The following is a 19354-nucleotide window of genomic DNA, read 5'->3' as shown; positions in this document are numbered from 1 at the left end:
GCCGGCATCGCGCTTCGGGGCGTACTCAAGCCCGTGTACGCGCGGATACTCCCCCCGGCAGATGTGCCGCGGGGCGCGGGCCGCCACCGTGGAACGCGTACAGCAGCTAAGCCGACCCGCCCGCCGGGCCCTCCTCCCTCGTCCTTCATATCGCCGTCTCCGTCAGTCGGCGCGGTCTCACCCTGTCTCTTCATCACCGCGGCCTCCGTCCTCAAGCCCCGGAGGCTGGCCGCCCGCGGCAGCCGACTGCGCCAGGCACCGTTGGACGAGTCCCGCGCCGGCCGCGCACGAATAGTGATGCTGGTGATGCCAGTTGCGCCGGTGGTGGCTGTTGGCGCCTGTGGGTGCGGTGGTGCGTATAGCCCGGGTGATCCGGGGGCCGGTACCGCCGGATCCGTCAGCTGTGCGCCGCCGGTACAGGCTCGTCGGCGGCCGTAATGGATCCGCCGGCGGCCACCACACGGCCACGGCCCCGCTGACGCCGCTCCAGGGCGGAGGCGAATATCGCCACCCCCAGCGCCGCGGCAGTCATCAGCGCACCGACCCAGTTGGGCGCGGTGTAGCCGAGGCCGGCCGAGATGACGATCCCGCCGAGCCAAGCGGCCAGCGCATTGCCGAAGTTGAAGGCCGCGATATTGCCGGCCGAGGCGAGGGCGGGCGCCGAAGCCGCCTGGTCCATCACCCGCTTCTGCAGCGGCGGCACGGTGGCGAAGCCGAAGGTGCCGATCAGCGCGATGGTGACGACGGCGGTGGTCTTGTTGTGCGCGGTGAAGTTGAACGCGGCCAGCGACAGCGCCAGACCGGTCATCGACACGAACAGCATCGGCATCATGGCGCGGTCGGTGAAGCGACCGGAGACCAGGTTTCCGCCGACCATGCCGAGGCCGAAGACGGCCGTCAGCCAGATCACGGAGGACGGTGCGAAGCCGGTGACCTCGGTCATCATCGAGGCGAGGTAGGTGACGGCCGCGAAGACACCGCCGAAGCCCAGGATCGTCATCAGCATCGCGAGGCCGACCTGCGGGTTGCGGAACACCGCGAGTTCGCTGCCCATGGGGGAGGCCGCCTTCGCCCGCTGCGCCGGGATCAGTTTGACGATGCCCAGCAGACCGACCGCACCGAGCGCGGTGATCGCGTAGAAGGTGGTGCGCCAGTCGAACTGCTGGCTGAGCAGGGTGCCGGCCGGTACGCCCACGACGTTGGCGATGGTCAGGCCGCTGAACATCAGCGAGATGGCCGTGGCGCGCTTCTCGGGCGCGACGAGGTCGGCGGCCACGAGCGCGCCGATGCCGAAGAACGCACCGTGTGTGAACGCGGCGACGATCCGCCCGGCCAGCATGATCCCGAAGTTCGGCGCGGTGGCCGTGAGCAGGTTGCCCACGATGAACAGGCCCATCAGCAGCATGAGCATCTGCTTGCGGGTGAAGCGCGTGCCCAGAGCGGTCATCAGCGGCGCCCCGACGACCACGCCGAGGGCGTAGACAGTGGTCGCGTATCCGGCGAGCGGGATGGAGACGCCGAAGGCGGCCGCCATGTCGGGCAGCAGGCCCATGACCGCGAACTCGGTCGTGCCGATCCCGAAGGCACCGATGGCAAGCGCCAGGAGCGCGAGAGGCATGACGGATCCCTTCAAGTGATTGCGCCCATTCTTTACAAGCGTTCACAATAATTGCAGACGCGGGTTAATTGCAAGCGCCGTATATTTCGAAGGTGTCCTATCCTGGGTGGTGCGCCCCATCGGGTGCGCCCCATGAGGAGGTCGTCGATGACGCAGCAGACGCGGGAGAAGCAGGAGACGCAGGAGACGGCTGGGGCACCGCAGCCGGAAGCGTCGGCTGTCCCCGGATGTCCGCCGGCGTCCGCCCCCGGGCTTGCCCAGGGCTGGTGCGCGCTCTCCGCCCTGCACGGCCGTATCGAGTCCCACATCGAACGCGCCCTGCAGACCGGGCACACTCTCAGCGTCCGCGAGTTCTCGGTCCTCAACGTGCTCAGCGAGCAGCACGACGGACCCGGCGGCCATCTGCGGATGCACCAGGTCGCGGACTCCGTCGTCCTCAGCCAGAGCGCCACGACCCGCCTGGTCACGCGACTCGAGGAGCGGGGACTGCTCTCGCGCTACCTGTGCCCCGACGACCGGCGCGGCATCTACACCAACGTGACACCCGATGGCCTCGCGCTCCTGGTGGAGGCCCGGCCCACCCACGACGGCGCACTGCGCGCAGCCCTCCAGGACGCCGCACAGCGCCCCGAACTGGCCCCGCTGGTCACCGCCGTCGAGACGCTCGCACCGCCGGAGTGACGCCGGCGGTGCGAGCTCGCGCCCGCCGCTGAAACGGGCGCGCGGATGCCTGCCTGCCGCCCCGCGGCATAAGGTCGCGCCCATGAGCGATATCGAGATACGCCGTGCGACCGAGGCCGACCTGCCCGCCATCGTCGCGATGCTCGCCGATGACCCGTTGGGCGCCACCCGCGAATCGCCCGACGACCTGGCTCCGTACCGCGCCGCGTTCGAGGTGCTGGCCGCCGACCCGCACCAGCACCAAATGGTGGCGGTCCGGGAGGGGCGGACGGTCGGCACGCTCCAACTCACGGTCATCCCCGGCCTGTCCCGGCGCGGCGCCACCCGCGCCATCGTCGAAGGGGTACGGATCCACCGCGACGAGCGCGGCGGTGGCCTCGGCACCCAGCTCATCGAGTGGGCCATCGCGGAATCCCGCAGGCTCGGCTGTCAGATGGTTCAGCTCACCTCGGACGCGACCCGCATCGACGCACACCGCTTCTATGAGCGCCTCGGATTCGAGGCCTCTCACCTGGGCTTCAAGCTCCAGCTCTGAGAAGCGCGCCGGCCGGGCCCCGATCAGGTCTGCCGCGTACGCCCCCGCGCCCGGTGCGCCTTCTGCCGGCAGGCAGCCCCGCAGTACCGCGCCGGCCGGCCTGTGCGCGCCGTCGCGATCCCCGCGCCACACACCTCACAGCGCGGTTCGTTACGTTTCTCCGGAACCCTCGCGAGTTTCGTCACGGCGCGCTCCGGCCGCAGCGCATCGCACACCAGCGCCGTCATCCGGTCCTGCCCCTCGGCCGCCGCACCGGCTCCCGCCCTGGCCCGCACCATCGAAAGACAGCCCACCAGCAGGACCCTGAGATCCGTTATCCCGACGTCCGGCCTTACCGCGCCTGCCCCTTGGGCTCTCAGGAGCAGGACTTCCAGCGCATCGTCGAAGTCCTGCCCGACCCCCGGCGACGGCTCGAAGCGACCCGCTCCGGCCGCTTCCAGCGCGTCACACAGCGCCTTGTTCCGTGACGCCAGCCGTACGACGGAGGAAAGGAAGCGAAAGAACACCCCGCCGGGGTCCGGCACCTCGGCCAAGTCCCTTGCGGTGTCGGTGAAGAGCTCGATCCGGTCCACGATCGTCGCTCTGAACAGGGCTTCCTTGGAAGGGAAGTGGCGGTAGACCGTTCCCGCACCGACGCCGGCCCGGCGCGCGATCTCCCCGAGAGGAACACCCAGCCCCCGTTCCTCGAAGGCGAATCGGGCCGCCTGGAGCACCAGCGCCCTGTTGCGCCGTGCATCCGCACGGGAGGACGTGACACCACCGTCGATCACCGCCGGACCTCCCGAGAAACGTCTTCATCCGGTGCGCGCATGCCGTCTTTCCAAACGGGTCGTGCATTCCGATTCTACGGGAGGGTTCGTACATGATCGTTAAATGCCTCAGCGGCGCGGCGACCGGAGCAACGCGCCGACGGCCGAAGCCGGTGCGGACGTACAAACCGACGGCAGGACCCCACCCGCTGCGCCGAGGTCTGCGAGCGGCGCGCTACGACGCCTTCCGCGTCCCTTCCCATCTGCCTTCGGAGCCCCGGACACGCCACCGGACCGCCCCTGGCGGAAGACAGTCGGGAGCGGCGCCGAACTCAATGTCGCCGACGCTGCTCCGGGGACGTATGCGTCCCGCCTTCTCCTGCAGCGAATGCGTCCCGCTTCACTGCGGATAAAGGAGGTTGGAGACCGCTGGGCCATCGAGAAGCGCATTCGCGGCCAGGGTGTTTCACGTGAAACGACGCCGCTTTCGGACACACAGATGGGGCCGTGTTTCACGTGAAACACGGCCCCATCACGACGGCTCGCCCTACGGATGGGCGCCGGCTCGCCTCAGCGCGCGACCACCGCGTCCCACGCCGCACCGGCCGCCACGGCCGCGTCCTGAGCGTCCACAGGCACACCCAGGGCATGCAGCCCGCCCGCCAGCGCCACCAGCGAAGCCGTCACCACGGCCCGGTCTGCCGCGCGGCCATAGTGGTTCACCCGGATCATCTCCTTGGCCAGCGCCCCCGCCGCGGCCTGCACCGGCACCGCTGCGTCCACCGCGAGCGCGGCGGCCACGATCTCCCGGGCATCCACGCCCTCCGGCGCACGGAGCGTCGTGGCTGCCGGCGCCGCGTCCTCGTCGCGCGCAACGTACGAGGCGAGCCCGCCCAGCACCCGTACACCGGCCCTGGTCGCCGCAGCCGCCGCCCGGTGCCGGGTGATGACCGCATCCAGGCCCTCGGCGTTCATACGGTCCGCGGCCTGCTCCAGCGCGAGCATCTCCAACTGCGCAGGGGCATGGGGCAGTGCGGTGCGTCCGCCGTCGATCCAGCGCTCCTTCCAGTCCAGCAGTGAGAGGTACGAGCGCCGGGGAGCCTGCTCATTGGCAGCGATCCGCTCCCATGCACGGGCGCTGACCGATGCCAACGACACCCCGGCAGGCCCGGCCATCGCCTTTTGACCGCCGATCACACACAGGTCCACACCCCACTCGTCGGTGAGCAGCGGCTCGGCGCCCACCGAGGCGACCGCGTCCAGCATCAGCAGCGCGCCGTGCTCCCGCACCACCGCACCGATCTCCGCGACGGGGTTGGTGTTGCCGGTGGCTGCCTCCGCGTGCACCAGGCTCACAAAGTCGATCTCCGGGTGCTCCTGCAACGCGTCCGCCACCTGCCGCGGGTCGACCGCACCCGTGAACGGCGCGGTGAGGGTGATCACCTCGGCGCCGCAGGAGCGCAGCCAGCCGCCGAAGGTCTCGCCGTACGGACCGGTGATGATGTTGAGCGCGGTGTTGCCGGTCCGCACGGCGGAGCGAATGCAGGCCTCCAGAGGCAGCAGCGCCTCCCCCTGCATCGCCACCACATCGCAGCGGGTGCGCATCAGGGCGGCAACCTTGTCCTCGATCCGCGCGAAGTGGGCCGCGGTGAGCGGCGGCAGGTCGAGCAGTTCCGGAGCGGCGGCGTTCGCGGTCGGATCAGACACGGCAGTCACAGGGCCTTCCAGCGGTAGCGAGCCGGCTCGGCGCGGCTCCTGACATCTGGCTCGACTGTACGTCCGCGTCCCACGCCCCCGCCGGACGGGCCTCACACCCGCCAACCCTCCGGATCCACCCCGCCGGGCACCGGCTCCGACGGCGCGTACGGCCCGCGGGTGAAGACGAAGGTATTCAGGTCCAGATGGCTGACCGAACCGTCCTCGTCCCGCACCACCCGCAGCGTCTCGCCCGCGTAATAGCCGTCCAGCCCGGTCCATGTGCCGTCCTGTTCGGCCCGGAACCGCGAGGATCGCCCCGCCCCGGACAGCGGAGCCAGCTCGAGCCCGCGCCCGGCCCGCAGCCGCAGAACGTGCGGATTCGCGCCCCAGTACCAGGGCCCGGTCAACGCCAGCAGTTCCGGATCCAGCGGCCCGCGCAACGGCCGCCAGGGCTCGGGGATCCGGGGCTCGTGCTCGCTCACGATCCCGGTGAGTTCGGCAGCGAGTGCCGCGACGGCCGGGCCCGAGGTGCAGTTGGCCAGCACGACCCCGGCAACGTCCTCCTCGGGATCGGTCCACAGCGCCGCCAGAAACCCGGGCATGGAGCCGACGTGCCCGGCCAGCAGCCGGCCTTGCCGCCGTACGAGCTGAACGCCCAGTCCGTACCCCGCGTCCCACTCATTGCCCTCCGGCGGTACGGCCGGTGTCCGCATCTCGGCCAGGCTTGCGGCGGTGAGCACCCGTGCGTCGCCCCGCAGCAGAAACCCCGCCCACCGGCACAGGTCCTGGAGCGTCGACCACAGCTGCCCCGCCGGGGCCATCAAGCCGGTGTCCTCGGCCGGCTCCGGCAGCATGGCGTCGGCCCACGGATGGACCGCCCAGCCGTCGGCGTGCGGCTTCTCCGGCCGTGGCGTCGTACGCCCCATGCCCAGCGGTGCCAGCACCTCGTGCCGCAGCACCTCGTCCCAGGGGGTACCGCCCCGCAGCCGTTCGACCAGTGCGCCGAGCAGCGCATAGCCAGGGTTGGAGTAATGGTGGCGCCGTCCGGCGGGAAGCCGCTGCGGCCGCTCGCCGAAGAGGTCGGCGGGCCCGGGGCGCAGTTCGCCCGTCGTCCGCTCCCACCACGGGCCTCGTGCCTCGGCCGTCAGTCCCGCACTGTGCGCCAGCAGCTGGGCGATCGTCGCGTCGGGCACCGGAGTCCCGTCCAGGTGCCTGCCGACCGGGTCGTCCAGCCGCAGCAGCCCCTCGTCCCGGAGCCTCAGCACCAGCACGGCGACAAAGGTCTTGGTGAGCGAACCGATCCGGTACTGCACATCACCGTGCGGTGGCTTGCCCTCCACCGAGCCCCGGGCCCCCGTCCACACCACCCGCCCCCCGCGGACGACCGCACCCATCAGCGAGGGCGCCCGCCCCTCGGCCTGCCCGGCCGCCAGCCGGCGCAGCAATGCCCGCCGCGTCTGCGGCAACAGCTCCGCGAACTCATCGGGTGTAGCGCCGGCCTCCCGCCCGTGGCCGTCCTGCCCGGACTCATGGGGCTCCGTGGACTGTGCGGTGGTCATGGCGCTCCTCAAGGGGGGATCCGACGCGGCACCGCCCGTCGTCAGGCGGTCAGTTCCGCAGCGCTCCGGAACGTCCGCCGGTACACCAGCGGTGACACCCCCACCGCGCCGTGCAGATGCTGGCGCAGGGAGGTCCCGGTGCCGAAGCCCGCATGATGCGCGACGAGGTCGATGGACCAGTCCGTGGTTTCCAGCAGATGCCGGGCGTGTTCAATGCGCTGGCCGGCCAGCCACTGGCCGGGGCTCATGCCGACCTCGTCACGGAAACGGCGGGTGAGGGTGCGCACACTGACCCGGGCGTGCGCGGCGAGGGAGGCGAGAGTGAGCGGGTCACCGAGACGCTCCAGGGCCCAGGCGCGGGTGGCCGCGGTGCCGCCCACCGACGGGTGGGGGACCGGCAGCCGGATGAACTGGGCCTGACCGCCGTCCCGCCAGGGCGGCACCACACACATCCGGGACACTTCATTGGCGACGGCACTGCCGTGGTCACGGCGCACGATATGGACACACAGGTCCACACCGGCGGCAGCTCCGGCAGACGTGAGGACATCGCCGTCGTCGACAAAGAGCACATTCGGGTCGACACGGACGGTCGTGAAGAGGCGTTGCAGCTGCGCGGCCTCCCGCCAGTGCGTGGTGGCCGACCGGTGGTCGAGCAGCCCGGCGGCGGCCAGCACGAACGCCCCGGTACAGATGGCCACCATCCGGGTGCCGGGCCGGACGTGCTCCAGCACCTTGCGCAGTTCCCCGGGCAGCCGGCCGTCCTCGGCGATCGTGCCCAGCGCACGGGACGGCGGAATGACGACGGTGTCCACACTCGCGAGGACGGAGGCGTCCTCGGTGACCGCGATGTCGTAGTCGGCCGCCGCGCGCACCGGGCGCCCGTCAGGGCTGCAGGTGACGACGGAGTAGAGCGGCTCTCCGGCGGCACCGTGCGCGGCGCCGAAGATCCGCGCGGGGATACCGAGCTCGAAGGGGACGACACCGTCCAGGGCGAGAACACCGATGCGATGCATGACCCGATTCTTTCAAACGTTGGCCATCAGGACACCGCTGGGCCGCCGGCCGCCACGCAAAGCTGACAGCACCCGGGAAACGTGCCTGGCCAACGGCGCGTGAGCCCGGTCATCACCGCAGGAACCGCACAAAGGAGAGCCCATGTCCGAGACCCGGACCCCGCAGATGCGTGCCGTCGGCCAGGACACCGCCGGAGGCCCCGACGTCCTCAAGATGATCACCACCGACCGCCCGGTGCCCGGCCCGACGGAGATCCTGGTCCGGGTGCACGCCGCGGGCGTCAATCCGACCGACTGGAAGACGCGCGCCCAGGGCCAGTTCCTGGCGGGCGCCAAGCTCCCGTTCACCCTGGGCTTCGATGTGTCGGGGGTGGTCGAGGCGGTCGGCCTGGGCGTCACCCTCTTCGCGCCGGGCGACAAGGTCTTCGGCATGCCCCGCTTCCCGCACCCCGCCGGGGCCTACGCCGAGTACGTCACCGCCCCGACGCGCCACTTCGCCCACCTCCCGGCGAGTCTGGACCACATCCAGGCCGCCGCCCTCCCGCTGGCGTCGCTGACCGCCTGGCAGGCGCTGGTCGACACCGCGAAGGTGCAGCCCGACGCACGGGTGCTGATCCACGCCGCGGCGGGCGGAGTCGGCCATCTTGCCGTGCAGATCGCCAAGTCCCGCGGCGCGTATGTCATCGGCACCGCCCGGCAGGCCAAGCACGGCTTCCTGCGCGGCCTGGGCGCCGATGAACTGATCGACTACACCGAGCAGGATTTCGCGGAGACGGTGCGCGACATCGACATCGTCCTCGACACCATCGGTGGCGACTACGGTGCCCGCTCGCTGCGCACCCTGCGCCGCGGGGGCACGCTGGTGTCGATCCTGCCGCTGGACGACGCCTTCCCCACCGCGCAGGCGCGCGAGGCACAGATCCGCGCCGGCTTCCTGCTCGTCGAGCCCGACCAGGCCGGGCTGCACGCCGTCGCCGACCTGGTGAGCAGCGGAAAGCTGCAGGTCAACGTCGACACCGTCCTACCGCTTGAGGAGGCCGCGAAGGCACACACCCTCGGCGAGACCGGCCGCACCCTCGGCAAGATCGTCCTGGCCGTCGCGCCCTGACGCCGGTCACCCGCCGACGGGCCCGCCGGGCCGGCCCTTGGTGTGTGTCACGCCAGGTTTGCCAGATCTCAGGCCTGCGTCGGCCCCGGTCCGAAGCGACGAGCCCTGCCGTGCGTGCCCGCATTCGGACTGACGTGGTGGGTTGGTCATCCCGTCCATCCGGTGTGGTGCAGCCACGCCTCGAAGGTCATCAAATCGGGGTGCAGGCGGCGCAGGAGGTTGATGTCCCGGTCTCGGGCGTAGAGATCACGGTCGGCGAAGAACTGGAACATCGCTGCGTAGTCGTGGCTGAAGTCGGGGACGGCGGCACGCAGGTCGTCATGCGGCATCGGGATGTAGGTGCTGGGGGTGCCCGTGACCTGAGCGAAGGTAGCGGCGATCTCGTCGCCGGTGAGGCTGTCGCCGATCACCGCGAGGTCGCGGGCGCCCCAGGACTGCCAGTTGTCGAACATGTGGCCGGCGAACCAGGCGATGTCGTCGAGAGCGACGAGCGGGTAGTGGGCGGCGCCGAGGGGGAGCCTGAAGGTCAGGCCGCCCCGGCCGTCCGGTCGGGGGGTGAGTCGGTCCCGCAGGTTCTCGAAGTACGGCGCCGTGGTCAGTACCGAGACGTGGTCCGTGTACCAGCCGTCGGTCTCCTTGCGGAGCATTTCCTCCGACCGCATCAGGTCGATGTGGGAGGCGACGGCGGCTTTGCTGTCGAAGTGCGGGACGGGGCGGCCGGTCAGGGACACCGCGCTGTCCAACGAGGACCAGATGAAACGCTCCACGCCGGCCCGCTCCGCGGCGGCCAGCAAGCGCAGCCCTTGCCGATACTCACCCACGGCGCTGCCCGTCGCGAAGAAGTCGGTGTTGGCGAACACGCGGTCGGCCTGCCCGATCAGGACCTCAAGGGCCGCCGAGTCGGAGCGGAGCAGTCGCACGCGGTCGGGCGCGGTGGCGGCGAGTTCGGTGGCGTGGGCGGACTCCGGGTGGCGGGTGGGGACGGTGATGGTGGCGTCGGTGGTGGCCAACAGGTGTCGGATCACGTGGCTGCCCATGGCTCCGGTGCCGCCGACGACGAGGACGTGGGTCATGGCGTTCTTCCCTGGTGTGTCAGGACGTGTTCGGCCACCTGGGTGTGGGTGGCAACCCAGACGTCGCCGGACTCACGGATGTGGTCGAGGATCTGGCCGACCATGCCCGCGAGGAGCGGTCGGCCTCCGACGTGGGCATGGATCGTCAGGTGGAAGACGCCTGGGCCGGGGGCGGCGAGCATCTGGTTCAGTAGTTCACGGTGCAGGTCGCGGTAGACATCCGGGCCGGCCGCAGCGTCACGGACGTCGGAGTAGTCGCTGTGCATGAGGGAGACCAGAGGACCGTGAGCGGTGGACAGGACCTGCGGGAGGTCGTAGTCGCCGTGGTCGCCGGTCCAGCGGTAGCCGGCCTCGGCGAGCAGGTCGACAGTATGGCTCGAACCGGTGGCGCGCGGGCTCATCCACCCCGTCGGGCGAACGCCGGTGACTCGGCGAAGGATGTCGGTGCAGCGACGGATATTGGTCCGCTCGGCATCGACATCGAGCAGCGCGGGCACCACGTCCTGGGCCCAGGAGTGTGCAGCGATTTCGTGACCCGCCTCGTGCACGGCCATGACGGTCTCGGGGTGCCGCTCGGCCACCAGTCCATTGACCCCGACGGTGGCGGGCAGGTCACCGAGGACATCGAGCAGCCGCCAGATGCCGGTGGTGACGCCGTAGTCCGCCCAGGAGGTGCTGTGCGTGTCGTCGATGCCGGACAGCGGCCACGCCGCGGCCATCGGCGCGTAGGCGGGCCAGTGCCCTGGTGACCACAGCTCCAACGCGACGGTGACCAGCGCGACGACCTTCCGCCCGCCCGGCCATTCGGTCTCTGCCCTCATTCGGCTCCCCTGCTCAGTGGCTTCCGCCGTGGACGCTAGTGAGGCGGTAGGTACCTCCAGGTTCCTGGCAGCGGGCTACCGTCGGGGCATGCGTGAGTACTCCGGCAGCGTCTTCCTCGCCGACTGCCCGGCTCGGCTGGCGATCGAGATCATCGCCGACAAGTGGGCGGTGGTCGTGCTGTTCGCGTTGAGCCGGGAACCGTGCAGGCACGGCGAGCTGGTCGACCTGATCGGCGGAATCTCGCGGAAAGTGCTGACCCAGACGCTGCGGCGGTTGCAGGGGTACGGCCTGGTCGACCGCCACGCCGAGGCCGGGAAGGTCGAGTACGTGCTGACAGACTTGGGCCGGACGCTGGTGAAGCCGATCGCCGTGCTGACTGAGTGGGCTCACGAGCACGGCGTGGCCGTGGTGGGATTCCAAGAGTCCAAAACGGACTAACGGACTAGGTGTACTCGGCCTCCCCCTCCTGTAGTTCTCAGCTTCTCCTGTAGTTCTCAGCTTCTCTGTCGGGCGACGCTTCTGTGACCTGCGGGAGCGTTCAGGAGCTCAGCAGGGCCGCTGCCGGCCACCTGGTTCAGTCGTTGCACCGCTTGCGTTCGAACGCGGCCGGTCCGGTCACCAGGGTGTTGGGGGGCACGTCTTTAGTGACGACGGTTCCGGCCCCGACCACGGCACCGCGTCCGATCGTGACGCCGGGGAGAACCGTGACCGCCGCGCCGAGCCATGCGTTGGCTTCGATCGTGATAGGCGCCATCGTGATGAATTCGCTCCGCTGGGTGGCTCCCAGCGGGTGGTCGGTGGCGATGAGGTTGGTCTTCGGGCCGATCAGGACGCCGTCGCCCAGACGGATTCCACCTTGGTCCGTGTTGTCCATGAAAGTGCAGCCCTGGTTGACGAAGACGTGCTCACCGAAGTCGATGCCGAGTCCGTGGTGGCTGTAGAAGGGCGGATAGACGGTGACGGAGCTGGGGACCGGCTTGCCGGTGATCTCGGACAGCAGGGCGCTGCGGGTGGCCTTGTCGTCATAGGGCAGGGCGTTGAGCCGTGAGGTGAGCGTGTTCACGTACTCGATTCGCTCGGCTATGCGTGCGAACTCGGCTGTGCGGACGTAGAGGCGGTCTTGACCAGGCATGAGGGTTCCTCACGAGGGGGCGCTCGGGCCGGAGCCGTTGAGTGGCACCCGTCGCGGACGACAGGTGATCAACCACAGGTTGACCACAGTCATCAAAGCGATCAGGGCAGGCTGGAATCAAACAACAATCACGACGGCCATCATCAACGGTTGGTTGTCTGCCTAGGATGAGCGGCATGGACGTCACAGCCGTGCGCACCTTCGTCACCGTCGCGGACGCGGGACAGTTCCAAGAGGCCGCCATCGCCCTGTCGGTCACTCCGCAGGCGGTGTCCAAGCGCGTTGCCGCGCTGGAGACGGAGCTTGGTGTCCAGCTCTTCACCCGGGACGCGCGCGGAGCGCGGATCACTATCGACGGGCAGGCGTTCCTGCCCCACGCCCGTGCTTTCCTCCAGGCCGCTGAACGGGCCGTCGCCTCGGTGCGGCCAGGCAGTCGGGCGTTGCGCGTCGACGTTATCGGCCGCCAGCTCTCCCCGGCGGGTCTGCTGCGCGGCTTTCACCTGGCCCACCCCGAGACCGCGCTGGATGTCGTGACGCTGTTCGACTCCGACGCAGCCATCGCCGCCGTCCAGGCGGGGACGATCGACGCGACGTTTCGTGCCGTGACCATGCCGGGCCGACAACTCCCCCGCGGCGTGGAAGCCACTCCCGTCTTCGACGAACCGCTGCACCTGTTCACCGGACCGGGGCACGAGTTCGCGAACGCCCTCGCGATCGTTCCTGCCCAGCTCGCCGGCCGGCGGATCTGGATGCCCGGCAACATGCCCGGCACCGAGTGGGCCGCCTACTACGACGAACTCGCAGCCACCTTCGGGATCGTCATCGACTCAGTCGGCCCGGACTTCGGGATCGAGCCCCTGCTCGACACCATCGCCAACTCCACGACGCTGGCCACTTTCGTCAGCGAACAGACCCCCTTGGTCTGGCCCGCCGGGCACGGCCTGCACCGCGTCCCCATCAAAGACCCGACCCCGGTCTATCCCCACTTCCTGATCTGGCGCACCGACAACCCCCACCCCGCCGTGGCCGTCCTGCGCAGCCATCTCACCTCCGCCTATCCCGGACGCCCCAGCAGTGGCGTCTGGGCACCGGCGTGGACCCAGTCCGTGCAGCCTGAGCGCGCTTGACTTCCGCCCTCAGACCGGCAAGCGGTGCGACCAAAGTTCGGCCACCTGCGACGGCTCTGTGAGGTCTCAAGATCCTTGACATGAGAGGTCGAGCTGGCCTCGGCGTTCTCCGAAGGTCTCACCGCGTAAGCGGGGCCGGCGTGGTGTTGTGGACCATTCCGCAGATATCGCGGCAAATTCGCTCGCATGGTGCGCCTGCGGGTTCTCACGACTGACGACTGGCCGTTGTGGCGGGACGCTTGTCTCGCTGCGCTGGCTGAGGCTCCGCACTCCTTCACGTCCCGGATCGAGGACTGGCACTGCGGTGGGCAGGAGCGGTGGCGTGCGCGTCTGGACATTCCGGGGGCTCACACATCGTCGCGTTTGTGCGCGGGCAGGCGGTAGGAATGGCCAGTGGGCTTCCTGTGGACAGCCACACGCGCGAGCTGAGATCGGTATGGGTTGGCCCCGAGGCTCGGGGCTGCGGCGTCGGAGACCTCCTGGTCGCGGTGGTCGAGGCGTAGGCCCGGCGGTCGGGCGCCACCACGTTGAGCGGCGCCCAGCGGGCCATGTTGGCGGTGCTCATGCCCTTCTCGCGGGCGAGGTCGGGCAGGGTGCGCCGACGGTGGACACACTGCTCGATGAGCCAGACACGGTCGATGCTCCCGCGAGACCTGTAGTCCCGGCGCCCGTCGTGGAGCACGATGCCGGGCGCGTACTCGGGGCGGGGCTCGCCCTGCCCCGCAAGCTCGGAGCTTCCAGAGCGGTAACCGGTAAGGACCTCGCGGACGTGCTCAGCCCGCTCCAGCAGGGCTCGACGCTCATCCTCCCGCAACTGGCCCGGCCACCGCTTGGCCACCATTCGTGAGATTCGGCCACGAAATCTGAGACCCTGCACACGTGTAGGTTCTCAGCTTCGCTGTCAGATGACAGCGCCGTGACCTGCGGTTCTTCTGGTTGTCTCAGGTCGTTTCGCTGAGGTGCTGTCTCAGGGACGTGTCAGTTCCTCAGTAGGGGTCGGGGCCGTGCCGGTGGGCGGGTTCGGGCAAAGCAAGGGCTCGGGCCAGCTTGTGATAGCCCCGTAACAAAGGATCTTGAGCCCTTGAAGCGTCATTCGAACGTGTGGTGGGGTTCAGGTGTCCGAAAAGATCTTGGAGCGCGACGCGGCGCTTCGCCGCGGCCGGACACGACTGCGGCCGACCGCGGGGCCGGTCCCATCCAGCCGCGCTCCGCGAGTAGCGGGCCCGCGCGCCGCAGAGGCGCACACGCACCAATGAACGTACGCACGTAAAGGAGAGAAAACATGCGCAAGTTCCAGCGCGCAGCAGTCGCCGCCGCCGGCATCCTGGCCTTCTCCGGCCTGGCCATCGGAGCCGCCCAGGCCGCCGACCTCCCCTTCGTTGAAACGCAGGGCGACGCCGCGACGGACTGCTTCACCCAGGAGACCCAGCAGCAGATGGACCAGGGAGCGGGCCACCACGTCACGATCGTCCACTGCGAACGCGATCCCCAGAACCCGGGCAGCATGCTGGTCTTCTACCGGGGCTGAGTCACGAGGCGGGTCACCTCCGGCCCTCTCCACCGAGGCCACGGTCTCCTTGGCCGCGCGCACATCGGAGAAACCGGACGCCGCACCCGCACCCGGCGTTCCGCCGACGTGACGGACGAAGGCGGCCCCTCTACCCCCTGAACGGGGAGGGGCCGCCTTCGTGCTGTTCGGTGACAGCGATGGTCGGATGGTGGGCGACGGCCACGGCACGTACGCCGAGAGCCTGAACACCGCACTCCCCCACGCCACCGGCGCCGCGCCGGGCCACAACGGGGTCCCCGATCACACGGCGGTGCCGCCGCAGATGCTGTGCGAGGCTGCGGTTCTTCTCGTGGTCTCAGGTGCCAGCGCTCGCTCCCGCGTGGAGAGGTCCCCCCTCACGCCAACCGGAAGAGTGAACGCTCCGAGCTGTGAGTCTCAAGACCGTGTCGTATCCGACTCTGACCCGACATCAGCCCTGAGATTCCGACATGAAATCTGAGACCCTACAACACGCGTCCCTCACGTCTGTGCCATGTCCACGAATCGTGAGTAGTGACCCTGGAACGCGACCGTGATCGTCGCCGTGGGGCCGTTACGGTGCTTCGCCACGATGAGGTCGGCCTCACCGGCGCGCGGGGATTCCTTCTCGTAGGCATCCTCGCGGTGCAGCAGGATGACCATGTCGGCGTCCTGCTCGATCGAACCGGACTCACGGAGGTCGGAGACCATCGGCTTCTTGTCCGTGCGCTGTTCGGGGCCACGGTTCAGCTGGGAGAGCGCGATGACCGGGAGCTCCAGCTCCTTCGCCAGCAGCTTGAGGTTTCGGGACATGTCCGAGACCTCCTGCTGGCGGCTCTCGGCACGCTTCGAGCCACCGGACTGCATCAGCTGCAGATAGTCGATGACCACCAGCTTGAGCTCATTGCGCTGCTTGAGCCGGCGGCACTTCGCGCGGATCTCCATCATCGACAGGTTCGGCGAGTCGTCGATGTACAGCGGCGCGGCCGAGACATCCGGCATCCGGCGCGCCAGCCGCGTCCAGTCCTCGTCCGTCATGCTGCCGGAGCGCATGTGATGCAGCGCGACCCGTGCCTCGGCGGACAGCAGACGCATCGCGATCTCGTTGCGCCCCATTTCCAGCGAGAAGATCACACTCGGCAGATTGCTCTTGATCGAGCAGGCCCGCGCGAAGTCCAGCGCAAGGGTCGACTTACCCATGGCGGGACGGGCCGCGATCACGATCATCTGTCCCGGGTGCAGGCCGTTCGTCAGGGAATCCAGGTCGGTGAAGCCGGTCGGCACTCCCGTCATCTGTCCCTGGCGTGAGCCGATCGCCTCGATCTCGTCGAGGGCGCCCTCCATGATGTCGCCGAGCGGCAGGTAGTCCTCGCTGGTCCGCTGCTCGGTGACGGCGTAGATCTCCGCCTGGGCGCTGTTGACGATCTCGTCGACATCGCCGTCCGCGGCGTATCCCATCTGCGTGATACGGGTGCCCGCCTCGACCAGCCGGCGCAGCACCGCACGCTCGTGGACGATCTCGGCGTAGTACTCGGCGTTCGCGGCGGTCGGTACGGACTGGACGAGGGTGTGCAGATACGAGGCGCCGCCGACCCGCGCGATCTCACCGCGCTTGGTCAGCTCCGCGGCAATGGTGATCGGGTCGGCCGGCTCGCCCTTGGCGTAGAGATCGAGAATCGCCTGGAAGACCAGCTCATGGGCGGGACGGTAGAAGTCCTCCCCTTTGAGCACCTCGACGACATCGGCAATCGCGTCCTTGGACAGCAGCATGCCACCGAGCACGGACTGCTCGGCGTCCAGGTCTTGCGGGGGCACCCGCTCGAAACCGCCGGCCCAGGAACCGCCGTCGTCGTCGCGCTCCTGGCGGTCACCGCGGCCACGGCCCTTGCCCTCGCCCCTACGGGAGCGGGCGGCCGGCAGCAGGTCGCTGGGACCGGAGTCCGCCCAGGGGTCCTCCATGGGCTCGGGAATGCTCACCCCGGCACCTCCTCCCGTCCGCGACGCGGACCTTGCTGTGCTGTTCTTTCTTACGGCACAGCTCTGACAATCGAGACGCCCGACTCCGGTTACGGCGCGTCGAGTTCGGACGATTTCTCAGGCCGGAACAGGCGGCGGGTGCCGGACCACGGTAGGCCCGTGGGCACCGTCCGCCAATCTGGTTATCCACAGGCCATGTGGATGACTGGCCTACAGCTGTGGAGAAGTCCCCGGATCCTGTGCACGGCACGGGGGAAACTTCTGTGGACAAGCACACAATCACCCCACCCTTACCCCTCTGACCTGCAGCTTTCTCATCCATAGGCTGTGGGGGAGAAAAACTTCTGCCAACGGCTCAAGATCGCAACAAACGGCACAGGGAAGGCAACTCCGCACAGCGGAAAGTAAGGACTGCAAGCGGCTTGCATCTCTTACCTGTGGACGATTACATTGACGCCATGACCCAGGCTCCCGCGACACCGCGGCGCACCGACCGCCGCCATGACCGCGAGATCATCGCCCTCGCCCTGCCTGCGTTCGGCTCACTGGTCGCGGAACCTCTCTTCGTCATGGTCGACAGCGCCGTCATCGGCCACCTCGGCACCCCCCAGCTCGCCGGCCTCGGCGTCGCCGCCGCCCTGCTCACCACCGCCGTCTCCGTCTTCGTCTTCCTCGCCTACGCCACCACCGCCGCGGTCGCCCGCAGGGTAGGCGCCGGCGACCTCCCCGCCGCCATCCGGCAGGGCATCGACGGCATCTGGCTCGCCCTGCTGCTCGGCGCCGCCGTCATCGTGACCGTGCTGCCCGCGGCCCCCTGGCTCATCGAGGCCTTCGGCGCCTCCGGCACCGCCGCCCCGTACGCCACGACGTATCTGCGCATCAGCGCGCTCGGCATCCCCGCGATGCTCGTCGTGCTGGCCGCCACCGGCGTGCTCCGCGGGCTCCAGGACACCAGGACCCCGCTCTGTGTCGCCATCGGCGGCTTCTCCGCCAACGCCGCCCTCAACATCTGCCTGGTCTACGGCGCCGGTCTCGGCATCGCGGGCTCCGCCTGGGGCACGGTCATCGCCCAGTGCGCCATGGCCCTCGTCTACCTCGCCGTGGTCGTCCGCGGTGCGCGACGGCACGGCGCCGCACTGCGCCCGGACGCCGCGGGGATCTGCGCCTCGGCCCAGGCGGGCGTCCCGTTGCTGGTCCGTACGCTCTCGCTGCGCGCTGTGCTGATGATCGCCACCGCCGTCGCCGCCCGGCTCGGCGACGCCGAGATCGCCGCCCACCAGATCGTGCTCACGCTGTGGTCCCTGCTGGCCTTCGCGCTGGACGCCATCGCCATCGCCGGGCAGGCCATCATAGGCCGCTACCTCGGTGCGGGGGACCGCGACGGTGCCAGGGCCGCCTGCCGCCGCATGGTCCAGTGGGGCATCGCCGCCGGCCTGGTCCTCGGGGTGCTGGTCGCGCTCGCGCGCCCCCTGTTCATCCCCCTGTTCACCTCCGACCCTGCCGTGCAGGGTCCGCTGCTGAGCACGTTGCTGGTCGTGGCCGTGACACAACCGGTGTCCGGCATCGTCTTCATCCTCGACGGCGTACTCATGGGCGCGGGGGACGGGCCGTATCTCGCCGGGGCCATGGTGGTGACGCTGGCGCTTTTCGCTCCGCTCGCCCTGGCCGTACCCATCCTCGGCGGCGGACTGGTCGCGCTGTGGTGGGCGATGGCGCTGATGATGACCGTCCGCATGCTGACACTCTGGCTGCGCACCCGCTCGGGCCGGTGGATTGTGACCGGAGCCTCGCGCTGAACCACCTCCCGCAATACGCAGCCCGAGTCAATAATGACCGTGTGCGCTCGTTTGCCAGGAAGTCCGTGCTGCCCCTGACGTTCGTCGTCATCGTGGCTGCTGCCGTGGTGGGCTACGCCTCGGAGGAAGCCGATACGAGCAGAAGCGCCGTCAGTGGTCGCAGCAGCTTCGGCAAGTCCGGCGAATCCGGCCAAAACCCTCAGGATCAGGATCCCGCCGCGACGGCCCCGGCCCATGACGGCAGTGCGTACACCCCACGCAGAACCGAGCAGAACGCCCGGGTCGGCGCAGTCTTCGAGAAAGACGACTCCGGCGACCACTTCTGCACCGCGAGCGTGGTGCAGAGCCCGGCCCGGAACATGCTCATCACCGCGGCGCACTGCGCCTTCGACGCCGACGCCGGGAAGACCGTCAACGATCTCGTCTTCGCGCCGGACTACCGCAACGGCGATGAGCCCACCGGCCTGTGGAAGGTCAAGAAGGTGATCGTCGACGACCGCTGGGCCAAGTCGCAGGACGAGAATCTCGATGTCGCGTTCCTCGTGCTCGACAAGAACAACGGCAAGCAGATCCAGGACGTGCTGGGCGGCAACACCCTCGGCATCGACCGCGGCTTCGACAACGAGGTCAAGATCACCGGCTACCCCACCAGCCGTGACACCCCGATCTCCTGCCAGAACCGCACCACCAAGTACAGCGACACCCAGCTGCGGATCCAGTGCACCGACTTCGAGGGCGGTACGAGCGGCAGCCCCTGGCTGGCCGACTACGACCCCAAGAGCCACACGGGCACGGTCATCGGGGTCCTCGGCGGCCACGAAGGCGGCGGCGACCAGGACGATGTCTCCTACGCCACCTACTTCGACGACGACGTCGCCAAGCTCTACAGGCACGCGCAGGACGAGGACTGACAGCGGTCCGTCACCTGCCCCGGA

General features: G+C 69.5%; 18 protein-coding genes. 9 read left to right on the top strand and 9 right to left on the bottom strand.

From position 1 onward, the window contains the following. Positions 1-397: 397 nt before the first annotated feature. On the bottom strand, positions 398-1618 hold the full coding sequence (locus ACWGJY_RS02425; RefSeq protein WP_453258928.1) for an MFS transporter: 1221 nt from the start codon (positions 1616-1618) through the stop codon (positions 398-400). A gap of 147 nt (positions 1619-1765) precedes the next feature. Between ACWGJY_RS02425 and ACWGJY_RS02420 the strand changes: the two genes are divergently transcribed. Continuing rightward, positions 1766-2299 (top strand): MarR family winged helix-turn-helix transcriptional regulator, encoded by a 534-nt coding sequence (locus ACWGJY_RS02420; protein WP_453258927.1) that lies wholly within the window; start codon positions 1766-1768, stop codon positions 2297-2299. Positions 2300-2381: 82 nt separating this feature from the next. Then, positions 2382-2834, top strand: coding sequence for an N-acetyltransferase family protein (locus tag ACWGJY_RS02415; RefSeq protein WP_453258926.1), 453 nt, complete (start codon positions 2382-2384; stop codon positions 2832-2834). 23 nt (positions 2835-2857) lie between these two features. Here the strand turns inward: ACWGJY_RS02415 and ACWGJY_RS02410 are convergent, their stop codons facing one another. The 4 genes from ACWGJY_RS02410 to ACWGJY_RS02395 all read right to left on the bottom strand — a co-directional run bounded on the left by ACWGJY_RS02410 (position 2858) and on the right by ACWGJY_RS02395 (position 7856). Continuing rightward, positions 2858-3604, bottom strand: a complete 747-nt coding sequence (locus ACWGJY_RS02410; protein WP_453258925.1) for a TetR/AcrR family transcriptional regulator — start codon at positions 3602-3604, stop codon at positions 2858-2860. Positions 3605-4153: 549 nt separating this feature from the next. After that, positions 4154-5290, bottom strand: a complete 1137-nt coding sequence (locus ACWGJY_RS02405; protein ID WP_453258924.1) for a pyridoxal-phosphate-dependent aminotransferase family protein — start codon at positions 5288-5290, stop codon at positions 4154-4156. A gap of 101 nt (positions 5291-5391) precedes the next feature. Continuing rightward, the gene (locus ACWGJY_RS02400) at positions 5392-6840 is read right to left on the bottom strand and encodes a serine hydrolase domain-containing protein (RefSeq protein WP_453258923.1); all 1449 of its coding nucleotides are present in this window, start codon (positions 6838-6840) and stop codon (positions 5392-5394) included. Positions 6841-6881: 41 nt separating this feature from the next. Beyond that, positions 6882-7856 (bottom strand): GlxA family transcriptional regulator, encoded by a 975-nt coding sequence (locus ACWGJY_RS02395; protein WP_453258922.1) that lies wholly within the window; start codon positions 7854-7856, stop codon positions 6882-6884. Positions 7857-7998: 142 nt separating this feature from the next. On the opposite strand from ACWGJY_RS02395, the gene ACWGJY_RS02390 reads away from it, so the two are divergent. Then, complete coding sequence (locus ACWGJY_RS02390; RefSeq protein WP_453258921.1) at positions 7999-8964, top strand: NADP-dependent oxidoreductase; 966 nt, start codon at positions 7999-8001, stop codon at positions 8962-8964. Between the two features lie 146 nt (positions 8965-9110). Here the strand turns inward: ACWGJY_RS02390 and ACWGJY_RS02385 are convergent, their stop codons facing one another. Then, positions 9111-10037, bottom strand: a complete 927-nt coding sequence (locus tag ACWGJY_RS02385; RefSeq protein WP_453258920.1) for an NmrA family NAD(P)-binding protein — start codon at positions 10035-10037, stop codon at positions 9111-9113. Next, entirely contained in the window at positions 10034-10858 is an 825-nt protein-coding gene (locus ACWGJY_RS02380) for a polysaccharide deacetylase family protein (protein WP_453258919.1), read from the bottom strand. The genes ACWGJY_RS02385 and ACWGJY_RS02380 overlap by 4 nt, the downstream gene beginning before the upstream one ends. An 88-nt stretch (positions 10859-10946) precedes the next feature. Between ACWGJY_RS02380 and ACWGJY_RS02375 the strand changes: the two genes are divergently transcribed. After that, a complete protein-coding gene (locus ACWGJY_RS02375; RefSeq protein ID WP_453258918.1) occupies positions 10947-11297 on the top strand; it encodes a winged helix-turn-helix transcriptional regulator in 351 nt (116 codons plus the stop codon). A gap of 136 nt (positions 11298-11433) precedes the next feature. Here ACWGJY_RS02375 and ACWGJY_RS02370 read toward each other — a convergent pair whose 3' ends face one another. Then, complete coding sequence (locus ACWGJY_RS02370) at positions 11434-11991, bottom strand: DapH/DapD/GlmU-related protein (RefSeq protein WP_453258917.1); 558 nt, start codon at positions 11989-11991, stop codon at positions 11434-11436. 176 nt (positions 11992-12167) lie between these two features. Between ACWGJY_RS02370 and ACWGJY_RS02365 the strand changes: the two genes are divergently transcribed. The 3 genes from ACWGJY_RS02365 to ACWGJY_RS02355 all read left to right on the top strand — a co-directional run bounded on the left by ACWGJY_RS02365 (position 12168) and on the right by ACWGJY_RS02355 (position 14646). Next, positions 12168-13118: a LysR family transcriptional regulator gene (locus ACWGJY_RS02365; protein WP_453258916.1), complete on the top strand. Its 951-nt coding sequence runs from the start codon at positions 12168-12170 to the stop codon at positions 13116-13118. 386 nt (positions 13119-13504) lie between these two features. Then, positions 13505-13621 (top strand): GNAT family N-acetyltransferase, encoded by a 117-nt coding sequence (locus tag ACWGJY_RS02360; RefSeq protein ID WP_453258915.1) that lies wholly within the window; start codon positions 13505-13507, stop codon positions 13619-13621. Between the two features lie 779 nt (positions 13622-14400). After that, positions 14401-14646 carry a hypothetical protein gene (locus ACWGJY_RS02355; RefSeq protein WP_453258914.1) on the top strand — a complete coding sequence of 82 codons (246 nt, stop codon included), beginning with the start codon at positions 14401-14403 and terminating at the stop codon, positions 14644-14646. Positions 14647-15147: 501 nt separating this feature from the next. Here the strand turns inward: ACWGJY_RS02355 and dnaB are convergent. Continuing rightward, positions 15148-16605, bottom strand: coding sequence for a replicative DNA helicase (dnaB, locus tag ACWGJY_RS02350; RefSeq protein WP_359004881.1), 1458 nt, complete (start codon positions 16603-16605; stop codon positions 15148-15150). Between the two features lie 476 nt (positions 16606-17081). On the opposite strand from dnaB, the gene ACWGJY_RS02345 reads away from it, so the two are divergent. After that, a complete protein-coding gene (locus tag ACWGJY_RS02345) occupies positions 17082-18419 on the top strand; it encodes an MATE family efflux transporter (protein ID WP_453258913.1) in 1338 nt (445 codons plus the stop codon). Positions 18420-18460: 41 nt separating this feature from the next. Further along, complete coding sequence (locus ACWGJY_RS02340) at positions 18461-19330, top strand: trypsin-like serine peptidase (RefSeq protein ID WP_453258912.1); 870 nt, start codon at positions 18461-18463, stop codon at positions 19328-19330. Positions 19331-19354 lie beyond the last annotated feature (24 nt).

This window comes from Streptomyces sp. NPDC054765 (assembly GCF_053612065.1).
Note: the sequence above shows the minus strand (reverse complement) of the source record. Positions and strands in the feature narration are given on the sequence as shown.

Coding starts and splice junctions, on each gene's coding strand:
- ACWGJY_RS02425 (WP_453258928.1), bottom strand. CDS start 1,618: ATGCCTCTCGCGCTCCTGGCGCTTGCCATCGGTGCCTTCGGGATCGGC.
- ACWGJY_RS02420 (WP_453258927.1), top strand. CDS start 1,766: ATGACGCAGCAGACGCGGGAGAAGCAGGAGACGCAGGAGACGGCTGGG.
- ACWGJY_RS02415 (WP_453258926.1), top strand. CDS start 2,382: ATGAGCGATATCGAGATACGCCGTGCGACCGAGGCCGACCTGCCCGCC.
- ACWGJY_RS02400 (WP_453258923.1), bottom strand. CDS start 6,840: ATGACCACCGCACAGTCCACGGAGCCCCATGAGTCCGGGCAGGACGGC.
- ACWGJY_RS02395 (WP_453258922.1), bottom strand. CDS start 7,856: ATGCATCGCATCGGTGTTCTCGCCCTGGACGGTGTCGTCCCCTTCGAG.
- ACWGJY_RS02390 (WP_453258921.1), top strand. CDS start 7,999: ATGTCCGAGACCCGGACCCCGCAGATGCGTGCCGTCGGCCAGGACACC.
- ACWGJY_RS02385 (WP_453258920.1), bottom strand. CDS start 10,037: ATGACCCACGTCCTCGTCGTCGGCGGCACCGGAGCCATGGGCAGCCAC.
- ACWGJY_RS02380 (WP_453258919.1), bottom strand. CDS start 10,858: ATGAGGGCAGAGACCGAATGGCCGGGCGGGCGGAAGGTCGTCGCGCTG.
- ACWGJY_RS02375 (WP_453258918.1), top strand. CDS start 10,947: ATGCGTGAGTACTCCGGCAGCGTCTTCCTCGCCGACTGCCCGGCTCGG.
- ACWGJY_RS02370 (WP_453258917.1), bottom strand. CDS start 11,991: ATGCCTGGTCAAGACCGCCTCTACGTCCGCACAGCCGAGTTCGCACGC.
- ACWGJY_RS02365 (WP_453258916.1), top strand. CDS start 12,168: ATGGACGTCACAGCCGTGCGCACCTTCGTCACCGTCGCGGACGCGGGA.
- ACWGJY_RS02360 (WP_453258915.1), top strand. CDS start 13,505: ATGGCCAGTGGGCTTCCTGTGGACAGCCACACGCGCGAGCTGAGATCG.
- ACWGJY_RS02355 (WP_453258914.1), top strand. CDS start 14,401: ATGCGCAAGTTCCAGCGCGCAGCAGTCGCCGCCGCCGGCATCCTGGCC.
- dnaB (WP_359004881.1), bottom strand. CDS start 16,605: ATGGAGGACCCCTGGGCGGACTCCGGTCCCAGCGACCTGCTGCCGGCC.
- ACWGJY_RS02345 (WP_453258913.1), top strand. CDS start 17,082: ATGACCCAGGCTCCCGCGACACCGCGGCGCACCGACCGCCGCCATGAC.